Raw genomic sequence first — 13,896 nt, 5'->3', positions numbered from 1 at the left:
AGCCAGACAAGGAGGCGGCATGACATTTCCCTATCCGGTGCATTACGTTCCTGGCGCGCAGGCGCTGGAAAAACGGGCGCAATTACAGCAAGAAAATGGCGGCTTTGCCGTCATTTTGGGCGACGATGAAAGCCTGGAACGCATTCAGGAAAATTTTGAATTCCACAACAAAAAATCTCCGCAAGAGCTGATTGCGCAAGCCCTTGAAATCGATGCGCTGGAATGGTTTGCCAGCCAGCAGGCCGATATGGATGCTGACGCCGAAGAATGGCTGGACGTGGGCGCCGCCAGCATCAGCGCCCCGCATGGCGCAGAACCGCCCGAATGGCCCGCATCGCCCGAAGAAGCGCACGGCGAAATTCGCAGCCACCGCAGCATCCTGACGGGCCGCTTTCTCGACACGGCCGCCCTGGCTTGCATACCCGCGCAAGAAAACTGGCAAATTCCCTGCTACCTGAAACTGGGCGGATGGAATGCATGCCCCCTGCCTGCCGAAATGGCCGCCATTTGCAAATTCTGGCAAGAGCGCCATGGCGCGCAAATCGTCTGCGCCACGGCTGACGTGCTGGAAATGCAAGTGGCCCGCCCGCCCCAAACAAAAGAAGAGGCCCTGGAGCTAGCGCAGCAGCAATATCTGTTTTGCAACGATATCGTTGATCAGGGCGTGGGCGATGTTGAATCGCTGGCGAAAACCCTGCTGTATTCCCCCGTCTGGTATTTCTGGTGGGATTGATTCCAGCGCAAATCGCCATTCGCTTTTTCCAATTCTTTTTTCCATTCATTCCAGGCCCCATGCCCTGCGCCACTGTCAGGCCCTTTGATGCAGACCGCCCAAGCGCCGCTTCGCACGCTCCGGCGCAATGGCAGGAACTGCGCACGCCCGTGGGCGTGTTCGACGCGGGCATCGGCAGCTACGCGGTGGCCCGGCTCATCCAGCAGCGCTACCCGTGGCAGGACGTGATCTATCTGGCCGATCGCGCCAGCTTCCCCTATGGCGGCAAAACCCATGCCGAACTGGGGCGCGTGGTGGGCGCAGCCATTGCCCGCCTGGCGGACTGGGGCGCGCGCGCCGTGGTGCTGGCTTCCAACGCGCCTTCCGTCATGGTGCTGCAAGAGTTGCAAGCCTTCAGCCCCGTGCCCGTGCTCGGCGTCTATCCGCCAGTGCGGCAGGCGCTGGCGCTCTCGCGCAGCAGCGAAGTGGCGCTGCTGGGCGTGGCCTCGCTGGTCAGCAGTCCGCAAATTGCAGCCTACGTGCAGCGCGAAGCGGCGGGCCGCGCCGTGCGCGTTGTCAATGCCTCGGCTCTGGTGGCCTTGGTGGAAAGCGGCGCGTTCCTGAGTGACGCGGCCGGCACGCAAACCCAGGTTCATGCCTTCATGCAGGCGCTGCTGCGGCAGCACCCTGGTGTGGATGTGTGCACGCTTTCCTCCACCCATCTGCCTTGGCTGCGCGCTTTTTTCGAGCAGGCCGCGCCGCAAGTGCAGTTTCTGGACCCGGCGCAATCCGTCGTGGAGCGCCTGGCTGCACTGCTGCCGCAAGACCGCCCGGCCGATGGCCGCCCGGGCCGCCTTGTCTGCATGGCGACCGAATCGCCCGCCTGCCCGCTTGCGGGCCTGACCGAGACATTTGCGCGCCTGGGCGTGGCGCTCACGCCGCACCTGGCTGCCTCGCCCCTGCCCGTGCCGCCCGGCCTTCAGGCCCTGTGGCCCGCTGCTGCGGCAGACGCCGCCAGCCGCACGGCTCCGCCTTCCTCCCCTTTTCATCCCTTCGCAAGACAGGAGACTCCCCGTGTCCACCATTGAAATCAAGGTTCCCGACATTGGCGACTTCAAAGACGTCGCCATCATCGAAGTGCTCGTCAAGCCCGGCGACACCGTGCGCCAGGAGCAGTCGCTGGTCACGGTCGAATCCGACAAGGCCAGCATGGAGATTCCCACCAGCCACGCCGGCGTGGTGAAAGAAATGCGCGTGAAGCTGGGCGACAAAGTCAGCGAAGGCTCCGTGCTGCTCACGCTGGAAACCAGTGAGGCCGCCGCCACGCCCGCTGCCCCGGCTGCGGCGTCTTCGCCCGCGCCCGCCGCCCCCACGCCGCCCAAGGCTTCCGCTGCCCCGGCTGCAGCGTCCGCTGCCATGCCCCCTGCCAGCAGCCTGCCCGCTGACATCGAATGCGACGTGCTCGTGCTCGGCGCAGGCCCCGGCGGCTACAGCGCTGCCTTCCGCGCGGCCGATCTGGGCCTGTCCGTCGTTCTTGTCGAGCGCTACGCCACCCTGGGCGGCGTATGCCTGAACGTAGGCTGCATCCCCTCCAAAGCCCTGCTGCACGTGGCCGCCGTCATCGACGAAGCACGCCATCTCGAAGCCGCTGGCGTGCGCTTCGGCGCGCCCCAGGTCAATCTGGACCAGCTGCGCGCCCACAAGGAAAAAGTCGTCGCCAAACTCACCGGCGGCCTGGCCGCCATGGCCAAAATGCGCAAAGTCACCCTCGTGCGCGGCATCGGCGCGTTTGCAGACGCCTACACCCTGCACGTGCAGGAAACCGCCGGAAGCGGCCAGCAGCCCGCTGGCGGCACAAAAGCCGTGCGCTTCAAGCGCTGCATCATCGCCGCCGGCAGCCAGGCCGTGCACCTGCCCTTCATGCCCGACGACCCCCGCGTGGTGGACTCCACCGGCGCACTGGCGCTCAAAAGCGTGCCCAAACGCATGCTCATCGTCGGCGGCGGCATCATCGGCCTCGAAATGGGCACCGTCTACAGCACCCTGGGCGCGCGGCTTGACGTGGTGGAAATGCAAGACGGCCTCATGCAAGGCGCCGACCGCGACCTCGTCAAAGTCTGGCAAAAGCTCAACCAGCCGCGCTTTGACCGCATCCTGCTGCAAACCAAAACCGTGGGCGCCGAAGCCACGCCCGACGGCATCAAAGTCCGGTTTGAAGGGCTGGACGGCGCCCGCAGCGAAGGCGTCTATGACCTCGTGCTCCAGGCCGTGGGCCGCACGCCCAACGGCAAAAAAATCGCCGCCGACAAAGCCGGCGTGGCCGTCACCGAACGCGGCTTCATCGAAGTCGATGCCCAGATGCGCACCAACGCGCCCCACATCTTCGCCATTGGCGACATCGTCGGCCAGCCCATGCTTGCCCACAAGGCCGTGCACGAAGCGCACGTGGCCGCCGAAGTCATCGCAGGCGAACTCAAGGGCGACGAAGCCCTGGCCCGCAGCGCCTTCACCGCCCGCGTCATCCCCAGCGTGGCCTACACCGACCCCGAAGTGGCCTGGGTCGGCCTGACCGAAGAGCAGGCCAAGGCGCAGGGCGTCAAAGTCAAAAAGGGCCTCTTCCCCTGGACAGCCTCCGGCCGCGCCATCGCCAATGGCCGCGACGAAGGCTTTACCAAGCTCCTGTTTGACGAAGCCAGCCACCGCATCGTCGGCGGCGGCATCGTCGGCACCCACGCGGGCGACATGATTGGCGAAATCGCCCTGGCCATTGAAATGGGCGCCGACGCCATCGACATCGGCCAAACCATCCACCCCCACCCCACCCTGGGCGAAAGCCTGGGCATGGCCGCCGAAGTGGCCCACGGCAGCTGCACCGACCTGCCCCCGCAGCGCAAGTAAGAGGCTGTTCGCTATCTGTTGATGGCGCGAAAGCACGGACCCGGACCTTCCTGCTGCATTGCAAATGCCTCGTCCGGGTCACAAGATCCATCTGTGATTTGCGCCTGGCCGCCCAACCCTGATCTGCCCACTCGCCCCGTGCGGTCAGATCATGAACAGGCTCTGAAAAATGAAAATCGACATCCGCATTCTTGACGGGCGCCTGCGCGCGCAAATGCCCGCCTACGCCACGCCGGGCAGCGCCGGGCTGGACTTGCGCGCCTGCATCGACGCGCCGCTCACCCTGGCGCCTGGCGCCTGGCAGCTGGTGCCCACCGGCATGGCCATGCACCTGGCCGATCCGGGCTACGCCGCGCTCATCCTGCCGCGCTCCGGGCTGGGGCACAAGCACGGCATCGTCATGGGCAACCTGGTGGGCCTGATTGACAGCGACTACCAGGGCCAGCTCATGGTCAGCGCCTGGAACCGCAGCGCCACGCCTTTCACCATCGAGCCCATGGAGCGCATCGCGCAAATGGTCATCGTCCCCGTGGTGCAGGCCACGTTCAACGTGGTCGAGGCTTTTGCCGCCAGCGAGCGCGGCGAAGGCGGCTATGGCTCCACGGGTCTGAAATAAGCTGCATTGCTTGTTACAGCGCCACGCGCTGCCGCTGTCAGCGCCAGGGAGGCATCCGGCGTTAGTCTCGCCGTCACTTCGTTTTTTCACCAGGAGAGTTCACATGAACATCAAAAAAACCGCATCCCTGACGCTGGGCCTGGCCGCCGCGCTCACCCTCGCGGCCTGCCAAAGCAACCCCAACTACGGCTACTACCCGCAGCAGCCCTATCCGCAGCCGGGCTACGGCCAGTACCAGCAGCCGGGTTACCAGCAGCAGGCCTACTCCCAGTTTGGCCGCGTGGCGGGTGTGGACCTCATCCGCCGTGGCAGCAGCGGCAGTGATGGCACCGTGGGCGCTGTAGCCGGCGGCGTCGTTGGCGGCGCGCTGGGCCACCAGATTGGCGGCGGGCGCGGCCGCACGGCGGCCACCGTCGCGGGCGCCGTGGGCGGCGCGCTGATTGGCCGCGTGCTGGAGCAAAACCTGAGCGGCGGCGGCTATGACCGCGATGTGTACCGCGTGACGGTGCATCTGGAAAACGGCGGCTCCCGCACATTTGACTACGCCGAGCCGCCCAACGTGCGCGTGGGCGACCGCGTGCGCGTTGAAGGCAACCAGCTCTACCGTTGATGGCGCTTTGCCGCCAGCTCATGAAAACGGCGCTTCATGGCGCCGTTTTTTTTGCCCTGATTTTTTGAAGCCGCCCGCTTTCAGCGCCATTGCGCGCCACGCAAAAAGCGGTTGCCCGCTGCCCTGCCCTGCCGGATTGCATCAGAAACAGGAGCAAATATAAAGGGCATGAAATACCGCCTCGCGCAGGTTCCACTAGGACATCATGCTATTGATACAGGAGCGAGTTGCAGCCAATTCCCTCTTGCGTCATGGCCACGCAGGCCGCCCGCTGTCTCGTGTGGACGCTTCGCCCATTGAAAAGGCGGGGACAGGAATGAATAAACAGGCTGATTCACACAGGCGCGCGCCTTCTTCCCCACTCCGCCTTGCCTTGCCCTGCCCTCTCACAGTCAGGCCGCGAACAGGGGCCGGAAAGCATCAAAAGAAGGAGCAAATTCAATGGGGTCGAAATTTCGTTCTGCGCAGTTTCTACTAGGACCCAATACTATGAATCAAGGAGCGAATAGCCTATCCGCCAGCCGCCCATCTGGCGCTTATGCCCGCCACGGCCCGGCTCGCTTTTTCTGCTGCCTGCGCACAAAGCCGCGAGCAGGCCTGAAAAGCGGCGGACAGCTTGATGGGCGTGCGGAAGGCGCAGCGCAGCCATACACGCATGAAAAAGCCGCCCATCCGGCGGCTTTTCGTTGGTTTGGGCGCAGGCCCGGTCAGCCCACGGCTTCGGCGGGCTGGCGCTGGAGCATGGCGAGGATGTGGGCAATTTTTTCGCGCAGTTCGCGGCGGTCGCAAATGAAATCGACCGCGCCTTTTTCTTGCAGGAATTCGGCGCGCTGAAAGCCTTCGGGGAGCTTGACGCGCACGGTGTTTTCAATGACGCGCGGGCCGGCAAAGCCGATAAGCGCCTTCGGTTCGGCAATCACCACGTCGCCCATGAAGGCAAAGCCGGCGGAGACGCCGCCCATCGTGGGGTCAGTGAGCACGCTGATGTAGGGCAGGCCCGCTTGCGCCAGGCGGGTGAGGGCGGCATTGGTTTTGGCCATTTGCATCAGGCTGAACAGGCCTTCTTGCATGCGCGCGCCGCCGGTGGCGGCAAAGCTGATGAAGGGGGTTTTGCGCTCCATGGCCGCTTGCACGCCGCGCACGAAGCGCTCGCCCACCACGCTGCCCATGCTGCCGCCCATGAAGTTGAATTCAAACGCGGCGGCCACCACGGGCATGCCCAGCACGGCGCCGCTCATGACCACGAGCGCGTCGCTCTCGCCCGTGGCTTGCGCGGCTTCTTTCAGGCGCTCGGGGTATTTGCGGCTGTCGCGGAACTTCAGGGCGTCGGTGGGCGTGATGTCCTGGCCGATTTCATGGCGCTCGCCTTCATCCAGAAACAGGCCCAGGCGGATGCGCGCAGCCACGCGGTTATGGTGGCTGCAATGGGGGCAGACGAACTGGTTTTGCTCCAGGTCGGTTTTGTAGAGCACCGTGCTGCACGAAGGGCATTTGAGCCACAGCCCTTCAGGAATTTGATGGCGCGCAGTGGTGTCGGTTTTGCGGATTTTGGGGGGCAGTATTTTTTCAAGCCAGGACATGTTTCAAGCTCTTTGCGTCGGTTGAGGTTCAATGCCATCGAGCGCCGCGCGGATTTCGCGCATGAAGCCGGCGGCGGCCTGGAGCCGATTGTCGGGCGCGGCGCTTTCCACCAGCTGAATCAGCCGCGAGCCAATCACCACCGCATCGGCCACGCTGCCAATGGCGCGCGCCGTTTCGGCATCGCGTATGCCAAAGCCCACGCCCACGGGCACATGCACATGGCGGCGAATGCGCGGCACGGCCGCCTGCACCTGCGCGACATCCAGGCTGGCCGCGCCCGTCACGCCCTTGAGCGACACGTAATACACATAGCCGCTGGCCAGGCGCGCCACTTGCGCCATGCGCTCGTCCGTGCTGGTGGGCGCAAGCAGGAAGATGAGGTCCAGCCCCGTGCTTTTGAGCGCGGCGGCAAAGTCGGCGCATTCCTCGGGCGGGTAATCGACGATGAGCAGGCCATCCACACCCGCCGCCGCCGCATCGCGAATGAACGCGCCCGCGCCGCGCCGCTGGTCATAGCGCTCCACGGGGTTGGCATAGCCCATCAGCACCACGGGCGTTTTGCCGCCCTGCTGGCGGAAGGTTTTCACCATCTCCAGCACCTGCGCCAGCCCCGTGCCGCCCGCCAGCGCCAGCTCGCCCGCGCGCTGAATCACGGGGCCGTCAGCGTTGGGGTCTGAAAACGGCACGCCCAGCTCGATCACGTCAGCCCCGGCATCGGCCAGCGCGTGCATCAGCGCAGGCGTGATGCCCGCTTCGGGAAAGCCCGCCATCACGTAGGGAATCAGCGCCTTGCGGCCTTGTTGCTTGAGATGTTCAAAAGTGGATTGGATGCGGCTCATGGCTGATCAAAGTAATTTTCAGATTCAAAGAGAAATAAAACGGGAGAAACTGGCAGAAACGGGCATTGCAAGATGAATGCAGCCGGCTATTTTCCCCAGGCGGCAATTTTTTCAATCCATGCGTTAAACCGGGGGCATGCTTTCCGCATGGCATCAATGCCAATCACCTCGGCAATCAGAGGGCCATGCACCACTTTGGAATAATTTCCCGGGCCAAAAATCGAGAGAATGCGTTTGGACGGCACACTTTGCCGTCCGCCATTGATATCCTCGGGCGAAGGAAAATCCTTTCTTACAGCCATCAATTGCTCATGAACTTGCTGATTCCATCCGTCTCCCACGCATTTGAAGGCATCCGGGTTGCTGAAAAGCAGCCCTTCAAATTCATGCACCTGGACATAGGGTAAAACAAACCTTTTGTCATATTTTGATTCTGGCAATTGTTCGCCAATATCCTGTTCCAATTGTTCGCAACTTCGTGCGCCACGGTCCTGAAACCCATAAAAATCCACCAATGTGGTCATGCGATCGGTCTGATGATATTGATGCGACATGAATTTAACCAGACGTTGCACAGTGACGCGGCCGCCCCGATGTCCGCCAGAAGGTGCCTGAAGCAATACGGGAAATACATTCAGGCCATTGCCCATGAAATAACGGCTCATGCATGTTCTGACAAATTCCATCTCTGTCATTCCTTCGCAAACGATGCAGACGCGAATCATCCCGTCTCTCCCACCGCCTGCTTGAGCCAGATATCAGATAACTGATATTCATCGGCCAACCACTCCTGATATTGCTCGCGCGGCAAGTTGCGCAGCGTGGTTTCTCCATGATCTGCGCTGGCGATAATGATATTCTCCAGCTCAAAACAGTCCACGAGATACGGTGATTGGGTTGCAATGAATATCTGCCGCTTTTTCGACAGGCGTTTGAACATCTCGGCCACCAGGGTCATGGCGTGCGGATGCAGGCCCAGTTCGGGTTCATCGAAGAACATCACGTCTGGCAAGCGATCGGGCGGCAAGTTGAGCAATGTCAGCAGGCAAAACAGGCGCAGCGATCCGTCTGACGTGAGGTGCGAGCCGAAAACCTTGTCGCTTTGCCGCCCCACCCAGCGCAATAGCACTTTGCCGGCCTCTTCTTCCAGCACGAAATCCTTGAAAGCCGGCAGCACACGGGCAATCTGCCTGACGATCAGCTCATAACGCTGGCGGTCTGTTTGGCGCAGATTGAGCAAAATGGCAGCGAGGTTGCCGCCGTCCGAGCGCAGGCGAAACGAATCGGCAATATCCCAGCGGTGATGAATGGCTGCGTTTATGGATGTATCGTGAAACTGGTAAGTTGAGCATTGGCGCAAAAGATTGGCAATGGTTCGGGCTGTTTTGTCTTTTTGCTCCAGAAGACTGGATTCTTTGCCCACTGCGCCAATTTCTTGCCATTTGGCTTTCCCAGAATGACCAACCGGCGAAAACCGGTAAGCTTCATTCATCACCATCACCGTGTCGCCCGCCGAAATATGGGCCAAGTCAAAGCGGTAGTCGTTTTCGCCCTTTTCGGTCTTTATGCACAGCTCCGCATGAATGCGCGGGGTTTTCCGCGCGCCCATGAAAAACTGGTCATCTCCCCCGCCGTGGCGCAATACAAACTCCTGCAAACTCTTTGACTTGAACATCCAGCTCAGCATTTCAAAGAAGCGGATCAGGGTGGATTTTCCCGCGCCGTTGGCGCCAATCAGCACGGCAAGATCGGGCAGATTCAGATTCTGTATGCTGCGCAGGCTGCGAAAACCTTCGATCGTGAGCGAATGGATACGGGCAGGTTCGGGCGCACCCTGTGCCAGATCTGCGTTTCCAAAATTTGCCATCACATATCCTTTGCTTCAGCGCATGGGCTCCTGAAAAACAGCTGCGATTTACCCGGCTGGCCGGGACGGCCCGCAAACGGTTTTATGGCCAGCGGTTTCACGGCGGACAGCATGGGCCTATTGGGCCCCTTTCACCACATGCCCACGCATGGAGGGGCGGTCGTAGAAATCAACGCCGTCGAGATCGGCCACGGTGCCTATGTCTTTATCGCCACGGCCCGAGAGGCAAACCAGAATGGATTGGTCGGGCCGCATGGCGGGCGCAATTTTCATGGCGTGGGCAAAGGCATGGCTGGATTCCAGCGCGGGAATAATGCCTTCCGTGCGGCACAGGTGGTGAAAAGCGGCCAGCGCTTCGGTATCCGTAATGCCCACATATTCGGCGCGGCCCGTGTCTTTCAGCCAGGCGTGTTCGGGGCCGACGCCGGGATAATCCAGCCCGGCGCTGATGCTGTGGGTTTCAATAATCTGCCCGTCGTCATTTTGCAGCACGTAGGTGCGGTTGCCGTGCAGCACGCCGGGGCTGCCGCGCTCCAGGCTGGCGGCGTGCTGGCCGCTGTCCAGTCCGCGCCCGGCGGCTTCTACGCCGATTAACCGGGTCTTTTCAAAAGGAATATAGGGGTGGAATATGCCCATTGCGTTGCTGCCGCCGCCCACGCAGGCAATGACGGCGTCGGGCTGTTTTTCAGCGCCCAGCATTTTGGGCATTTGCGTCAGGCATTCTTTGCCAATCACGCTTTGAAAATCGCGCACCATCATGGGATAAGGGTGCGGCCCGGCCACGGTGCCGATGATGTAGAAGGTGTTGTCCACATTCGCCACCCAGTCGCGCATGGCTTCGTTGAGGGCGTCTTTCAGGGTTTTGCTGCCGCTTTCCACGGGCGTGACGGTCGCGCCCAGCAGTTTCATGCGGTAAACATTGGGCGACTGGCGCTTGACGTCTTCCGCGCCCATGTACACCACGCATTGCAGGCCGTAGCGCGCGCAGATGGTGGCAGTGGCCACGCCGTGCTGGCCTGCGCCCGTTTCGGCAATGATGCGCGGCTTGCCCATGCGCCGCGCCAGCATGGCCTGGCCGATGACGTTGTTGATTTTGTGCGCGCCGGTGTGGTTTAAATCTTCGCGCTTCAAGTAAATCTGCGCGCCGCCCAGTTCGCGGCTGGTGCGCGCCGCGTGATAAACGGGAGAAGGCCGGCCCACATAATGCGCCAGTTCGTTTTGGAATTCGGCCAGAAAATCCGGGTCATTCTGGTATTTGGCGTAGGCGCTTTTCAGCTCGTTGATGGCATAAGTCAGCGTTTCACTGATAAAGCAGCCGCCATAGGGGCCGAAATGGCCGTTGGCATCAGGTTGTGAATTTGAAGTCATGGCAGGGAAAATGTTTTCTGGAAAATGTTTTCAGGGCCTGCCCAATTCATGGGCGCAGCGGTTTGGCGCGCAGGCAGGGCCGGGAATGAAAAGGCCAGACGGGTTTTATCTGGCTGCCGGGTTGGGTCAGGCGCGGGGCGTGTCGGCCAAGGCGCATCAGGCATCAGCCTGGCGCACGGCGGCCACGAAGGCGGCCATTTTTTCTGCGCTTTTGATGCCCTTGAGGGGCTGCCCTGCTGGCCCCGTGGCTTCCACGCCGGAAGACACATCGACGGCCAGAGACAGCCCGCGCTGACGCAGTTCAGCGATGCCATCGCCCACGTTTGCAGGCGTCAATCCACCACTCAAGACGAGGTGAGCGGCAACGTTTGTTGGCAGGCGTGACCAATTGAATGACTTTCCGCCGCCGCCATAACCGGCGACGTGCGCATCAAGAAGAAGGGCTTGGGCCGATGCGTAATCGGCGGCAAATTTTAACAAGTCGAAACCAGCCGCCCCGCCCGCCGCAATAGCGCCGGGAATGTCATTGGGAATGCGCGCGGCGCGCCAGTAAGGCCGCCCGCACGCCTGGGCGATGGCGGCGCATTCGGCGGGCGTTTCATCGCCATGAAATTGCAGCGTGGCGCCGGGCACGAGCGCGCTGGCGGCCTGCGCGCTGGCGGCGGTTTCATTCACGAACAGCAGCACGGGCGTGACCAATGGCGGCAGCCGCCGCGCCAGCGCCGCCGCCCGCGCAGGCGTGACGTGGCGCGGGCTTTTGGGGTAGAGCACAAAGCCGATGGCATCCGCGCCAACGGCCACGGCGGCGTCCACATCTTGCTCGCGCGTGAGGCCGCAGATTTTGATTCGGGTGCGTGGTTTCATGTTTTCAGGGCGGGTTTCATGGTTCTTTCCGGTTTGGCAGTGATTAAGCAGCCCGGAATGAAAAAAATCGCTCCCAGGCCATATCGCAAAGGCGGGCATCCGGCTTTCGATTGCGCTGCATCGCAAGCGCCCCCGGCCGCAATGCCGCTCAGAAAAACCGGTGATGCGCGGGTATTTTCCTGCGGTTTCAAACAAAGCTGCCAGCGCGAGGCAGCGCCCGCCCCGCAGGGACTGGCCTTGTGCCGCCAGCCAGAGCACATTAAAAACAGGAGCGAATTTGAGAGGGCGAAACCCCGCTTCGCGCTCTTTCCACTAGGACCTATTGCTATGAATAGAGGAGCGAAAATCTGCCTATTCCTACGCCTTGCTCCGCCCGGCGAGGGTTCGCCGCACGCCGCACCCGGAGCCACGCTTTTTGCGCCCACAGACGAACTTTGGGCAGGTTTTCAAAGCACGATATCTTCCGGCCACAGAAAATAGGCGCCAAAGCGGCCCGTTTTGAATTGCCCGCCTGCTTTTTTGCCTTGTTCGGTCAAAAAGTGTTTGTCGTCGCGCCATTCCAGATAGCCCGCAGCGGTCAGTTTTTCGAGCATGGGTTCTGTTTTCATTTTGTGTTTCTGAGCCAGCTTGGAGGTGGTCAGCAGGCCGCTGGCGTTTTCGGATTTTTCATCGTCTTCATGATGGGCAGCGGCCTTGGGCGCGGGGTGCGCGTCTTTTTCCACGACTTCAAGGGAAATGCGCACTTCTTCGCTGATGCGAATCAGGCGCTGGGCTTCTTCATAGGCATCCTGATAAAGCTGGTGATCATTCTGCCGTTCAATGAATATGCCCATTTCATTGTTGTTAATCTGGCTGAAGCTGTATAAATTGAGGCTGCCGATGATGCAGGCGTTTTCGCTCAGGTAGCACTTGGCATGGAGATTATTGCAATAGCTGGTGCGCACGTATTTGAGATTGCGCAGCCATTTGACTTCTTCGGGGTGCAAATCGGCTTTGCCGTAGATGATGCGGACGTCGATTTTGAGCCTGTCTTTGTCTTCCAGCAGTTCACGAATCCGGTCATTGAGTTTCAGATAGGGGCTGATGATGATGAGGCGATCCCGCGCGCCCTTGATGATTTCCTCAAGGTGGTAATTAATTCCACTAGTATTTAGAAATTTGGCCATGATTTTTTCCTTGTCAGTGGCGTGAAAATGATTGGGGCAGCCATTCAAAGGCCGCCGTTTTTTCCGGCAATTGCCATTCGGGGGCGTATCGCGGGCCGAGAAAGTAAAGGCCGTCTGGCGCGAAGGTGGGCGCGGCGGCATCGCGGCTGCGGGCGGCGATGACTTGCTGCATCCACTGCGGCGGGCGCTGGCCCTGGCCGATGGCGACCAGGCAGCCCATGATGTTGCGAATCATGTGGTGCAAAAAGGCGTTGGCCTCGAAGTCAAAGCGCCAGTAGGGGCCGCAGCGGGCCACGCTGGCTCGAGTGAGCGTTTTGACGGGGCTGAGCGCCTGGCAGGCGGCGGCGCGAAAGGAAGTGAAATCGTGCTCGCCCAGCAGATGGCTGGCCGCTTGCTGCATGGCCGCGCCATCCAGCGGGCGAAAGCTCCAGCCCGCGCGGCCCGCTTCCAGGCTGGGGCGCACGGGCGATTCCAGCAGGATGTAGGCGTAGCGGCGCGCCAGGGCGCTGGCACGGGCGTGGAAGGTTTCGGGCACTTCGCGCGCCCATTGCACGGCGATGTCAGGCGGCAGAAAGCGATTGACGCCGCGCACCCACGAAAAGAGTTCGCGCCGCAAGGGCGTGTCGAAATGCACGACCTGCATGAGGCCGTGCACGCCCGCATCCGTGCGGCCCGCGCACAAGGTGGCGATGGGCGTGGTGGCAAAAGCGGCGAGGGCGGCTTCCAGCCGGTCTTGCACGGTCTGGCCCGAAGGCTGGCTTTGCCAGCCCTGATAGGCCGCGCCAAGGTAGGAAATGCCCAGGGCCAGTCTCATGGGGTGTGGAAGTGCGGGAGGCGGAAATGCGAGGCGCGGCAGTCAGGGGCGGACCTTGCAAAACCTGCGCGCGAAGGCGGGCAAAGGAGGTTTTGCACGCGCAGAAGATGGCGCGGCGCTGAGCGCCTGTTCATGACCTGACCGTGAGGGGCGAAAGCTCGGGTACCGGGATGGACTGCAAGGCGTAAACCACAGACGGGTCTTGTGGCCTGGCGAGGCTTCGCAAGGCCCACGGGCGCCCGGCGCCGCGCTTTTTGCACCCACGTGCAGGTTGCGAACAGGTTCTGAGGCCAGGCTCGCCGGTTGGTCCGCCCTTGTCTGGCCGCGCGGGCCGTTGGCGCAGGGATGACCGGCGCCCTCATGTTTGCCGCCGCAAGGCAGGCTGGAGCGCGATGCTGCATGAGCCGCCTTTTGCCGCGCGGATGCGTGCCTTGCGTTGGGATGCCTTGAATCTGTCCGGCGGGCAAAAGCTGCCGCGCGATCAAAGCGCATGGCTTGGCATTTCGGAGCAGATTCTCGCTCCTTGATTCATAGCGTGATGTCCCCGCCAACTGGGCGGAA

The 13,896-nt window shown here is 61.9% G+C and carries 14 protein-coding genes; 6 read left to right on the top strand and 8 right to left on the bottom strand.

Going from position 1 to position 13,896, the window contains the following annotated elements:
• Positions 1-19: 19 nt before the first annotated feature.
• The 5 genes from QB898_RS03890 to QB898_RS03870 all read left to right on the top strand — a co-directional run bounded on the left by QB898_RS03890 (position 20) and on the right by QB898_RS03870 (position 4,836).
• Positions 20-733, top strand: coding sequence for a DUF4253 domain-containing protein (locus QB898_RS03890; RefSeq protein WP_279523874.1), 714 nt, complete (start codon positions 20-22; stop codon positions 731-733).
• A gap of 59 nt (positions 734-792) precedes the next feature.
• Positions 793-1,800, top strand: a complete 1,008-nt coding sequence (locus QB898_RS03885) for a glutamate racemase (RefSeq protein WP_279523873.1) — start codon at positions 793-795, stop codon at positions 1,798-1,800.
• The gene (gene lpdA, locus QB898_RS03880) at positions 1,787-3,610 is read left to right on the top strand and encodes a dihydrolipoyl dehydrogenase (protein ID WP_279523872.1); all 1,824 of its coding nucleotides are present in this window, start codon (positions 1,787-1,789) and stop codon (positions 3,608-3,610) included. Before QB898_RS03885 ends, lpdA begins: the two co-directional genes overlap by 14 nt.
• A gap of 169 nt (positions 3,611-3,779) precedes the next feature.
• Entirely contained in the window at positions 3,780-4,226 is a 447-nt protein-coding gene (dut, locus tag QB898_RS03875; RefSeq protein WP_279523871.1) for a dUTP diphosphatase, read from the top strand.
• A 103-nt stretch (positions 4,227-4,329) separates the two neighbouring features.
• The gene (locus QB898_RS03870) at positions 4,330-4,836 is read left to right on the top strand and encodes an outer membrane lipoprotein (RefSeq protein WP_050714515.1); all 507 of its coding nucleotides are present in this window, start codon (positions 4,330-4,332) and stop codon (positions 4,834-4,836) included.
• A gap of 707 nt (positions 4,837-5,543) precedes the next feature.
• Here QB898_RS03870 and accD read toward each other — a convergent pair.
• From accD to truA, 8 genes are all read right to left on the bottom strand, one after another.
• The gene (accD, locus tag QB898_RS03865) at positions 5,544-6,416 is read right to left on the bottom strand and encodes an acetyl-CoA carboxylase, carboxyltransferase subunit beta (protein ID WP_279523870.1); all 873 of its coding nucleotides are present in this window, start codon (positions 6,414-6,416) and stop codon (positions 5,544-5,546) included.
• Between the two features lie 3 nt (positions 6,417-6,419).
• Positions 6,420-7,256: a tryptophan synthase subunit alpha gene (gene trpA / locus QB898_RS03860; RefSeq protein ID WP_279523869.1), complete on the bottom strand. Its 837-nt coding sequence runs from the start codon at positions 7,254-7,256 to the stop codon at positions 6,420-6,422.
• A gap of 86 nt (positions 7,257-7,342) precedes the next feature.
• A complete protein-coding gene (locus QB898_RS03855) occupies positions 7,343-7,951 on the bottom strand; it encodes a DUF4276 family protein (RefSeq protein ID WP_279523868.1) in 609 nt (202 codons plus the stop codon).
• Positions 7,952-7,977: 26 nt separating this feature from the next.
• Positions 7,978-9,123, bottom strand: a complete 1,146-nt coding sequence (locus QB898_RS03850; protein WP_279523867.1) for an AAA family ATPase — start codon at positions 9,121-9,123, stop codon at positions 7,978-7,980.
• Between the two features lie 117 nt (positions 9,124-9,240).
• On the bottom strand, positions 9,241-10,491 hold the full coding sequence (gene trpB, locus QB898_RS03845; protein ID WP_279523866.1) for a tryptophan synthase subunit beta: 1,251 nt from the start codon (positions 10,489-10,491) through the stop codon (positions 9,241-9,243).
• Between the two features lie 156 nt (positions 10,492-10,647).
• Positions 10,648-11,406 (bottom strand): phosphoribosylanthranilate isomerase, encoded by a 759-nt coding sequence (locus QB898_RS03840; protein WP_279523933.1) that lies wholly within the window; start codon positions 11,404-11,406, stop codon positions 10,648-10,650.
• Positions 11,407-11,801: 395 nt separating this feature from the next.
• Positions 11,802-12,521 carry a phospholipase D family protein gene (locus QB898_RS03835; RefSeq protein ID WP_279523865.1) on the bottom strand — a complete coding sequence of 240 codons (720 nt, stop codon included), beginning with the start codon at positions 12,519-12,521 and terminating at the stop codon, positions 11,802-11,804.
• Positions 12,522-12,534: 13 nt separating this feature from the next.
• A complete protein-coding gene (truA, locus tag QB898_RS03830) occupies positions 12,535-13,335 on the bottom strand; it encodes a tRNA pseudouridine(38-40) synthase TruA (protein ID WP_279523864.1) in 801 nt (266 codons plus the stop codon).
• A 392-nt stretch (positions 13,336-13,727) separates the two neighbouring features.
• Between truA and QB898_RS03825 the strand changes: the two genes are divergently transcribed.
• On the top strand, positions 13,728-13,862 hold the full coding sequence (locus QB898_RS03825) for a hypothetical protein (protein ID WP_279523863.1): 135 nt from the start codon (positions 13,728-13,730) through the stop codon (positions 13,860-13,862).
• Positions 13,863-13,896: the final 34 nt, after the last annotated feature.

The sequence above is a fragment of the Ottowia cancrivicina genome (assembly GCF_029813755.1).
Lineage (GTDB): Bacteria > Pseudomonadota > Gammaproteobacteria > Burkholderiales > Burkholderiaceae_C > Ottowia > Ottowia massiliensis.
This window is presented reverse-complemented; position numbering and strand designations above follow the sequence as displayed.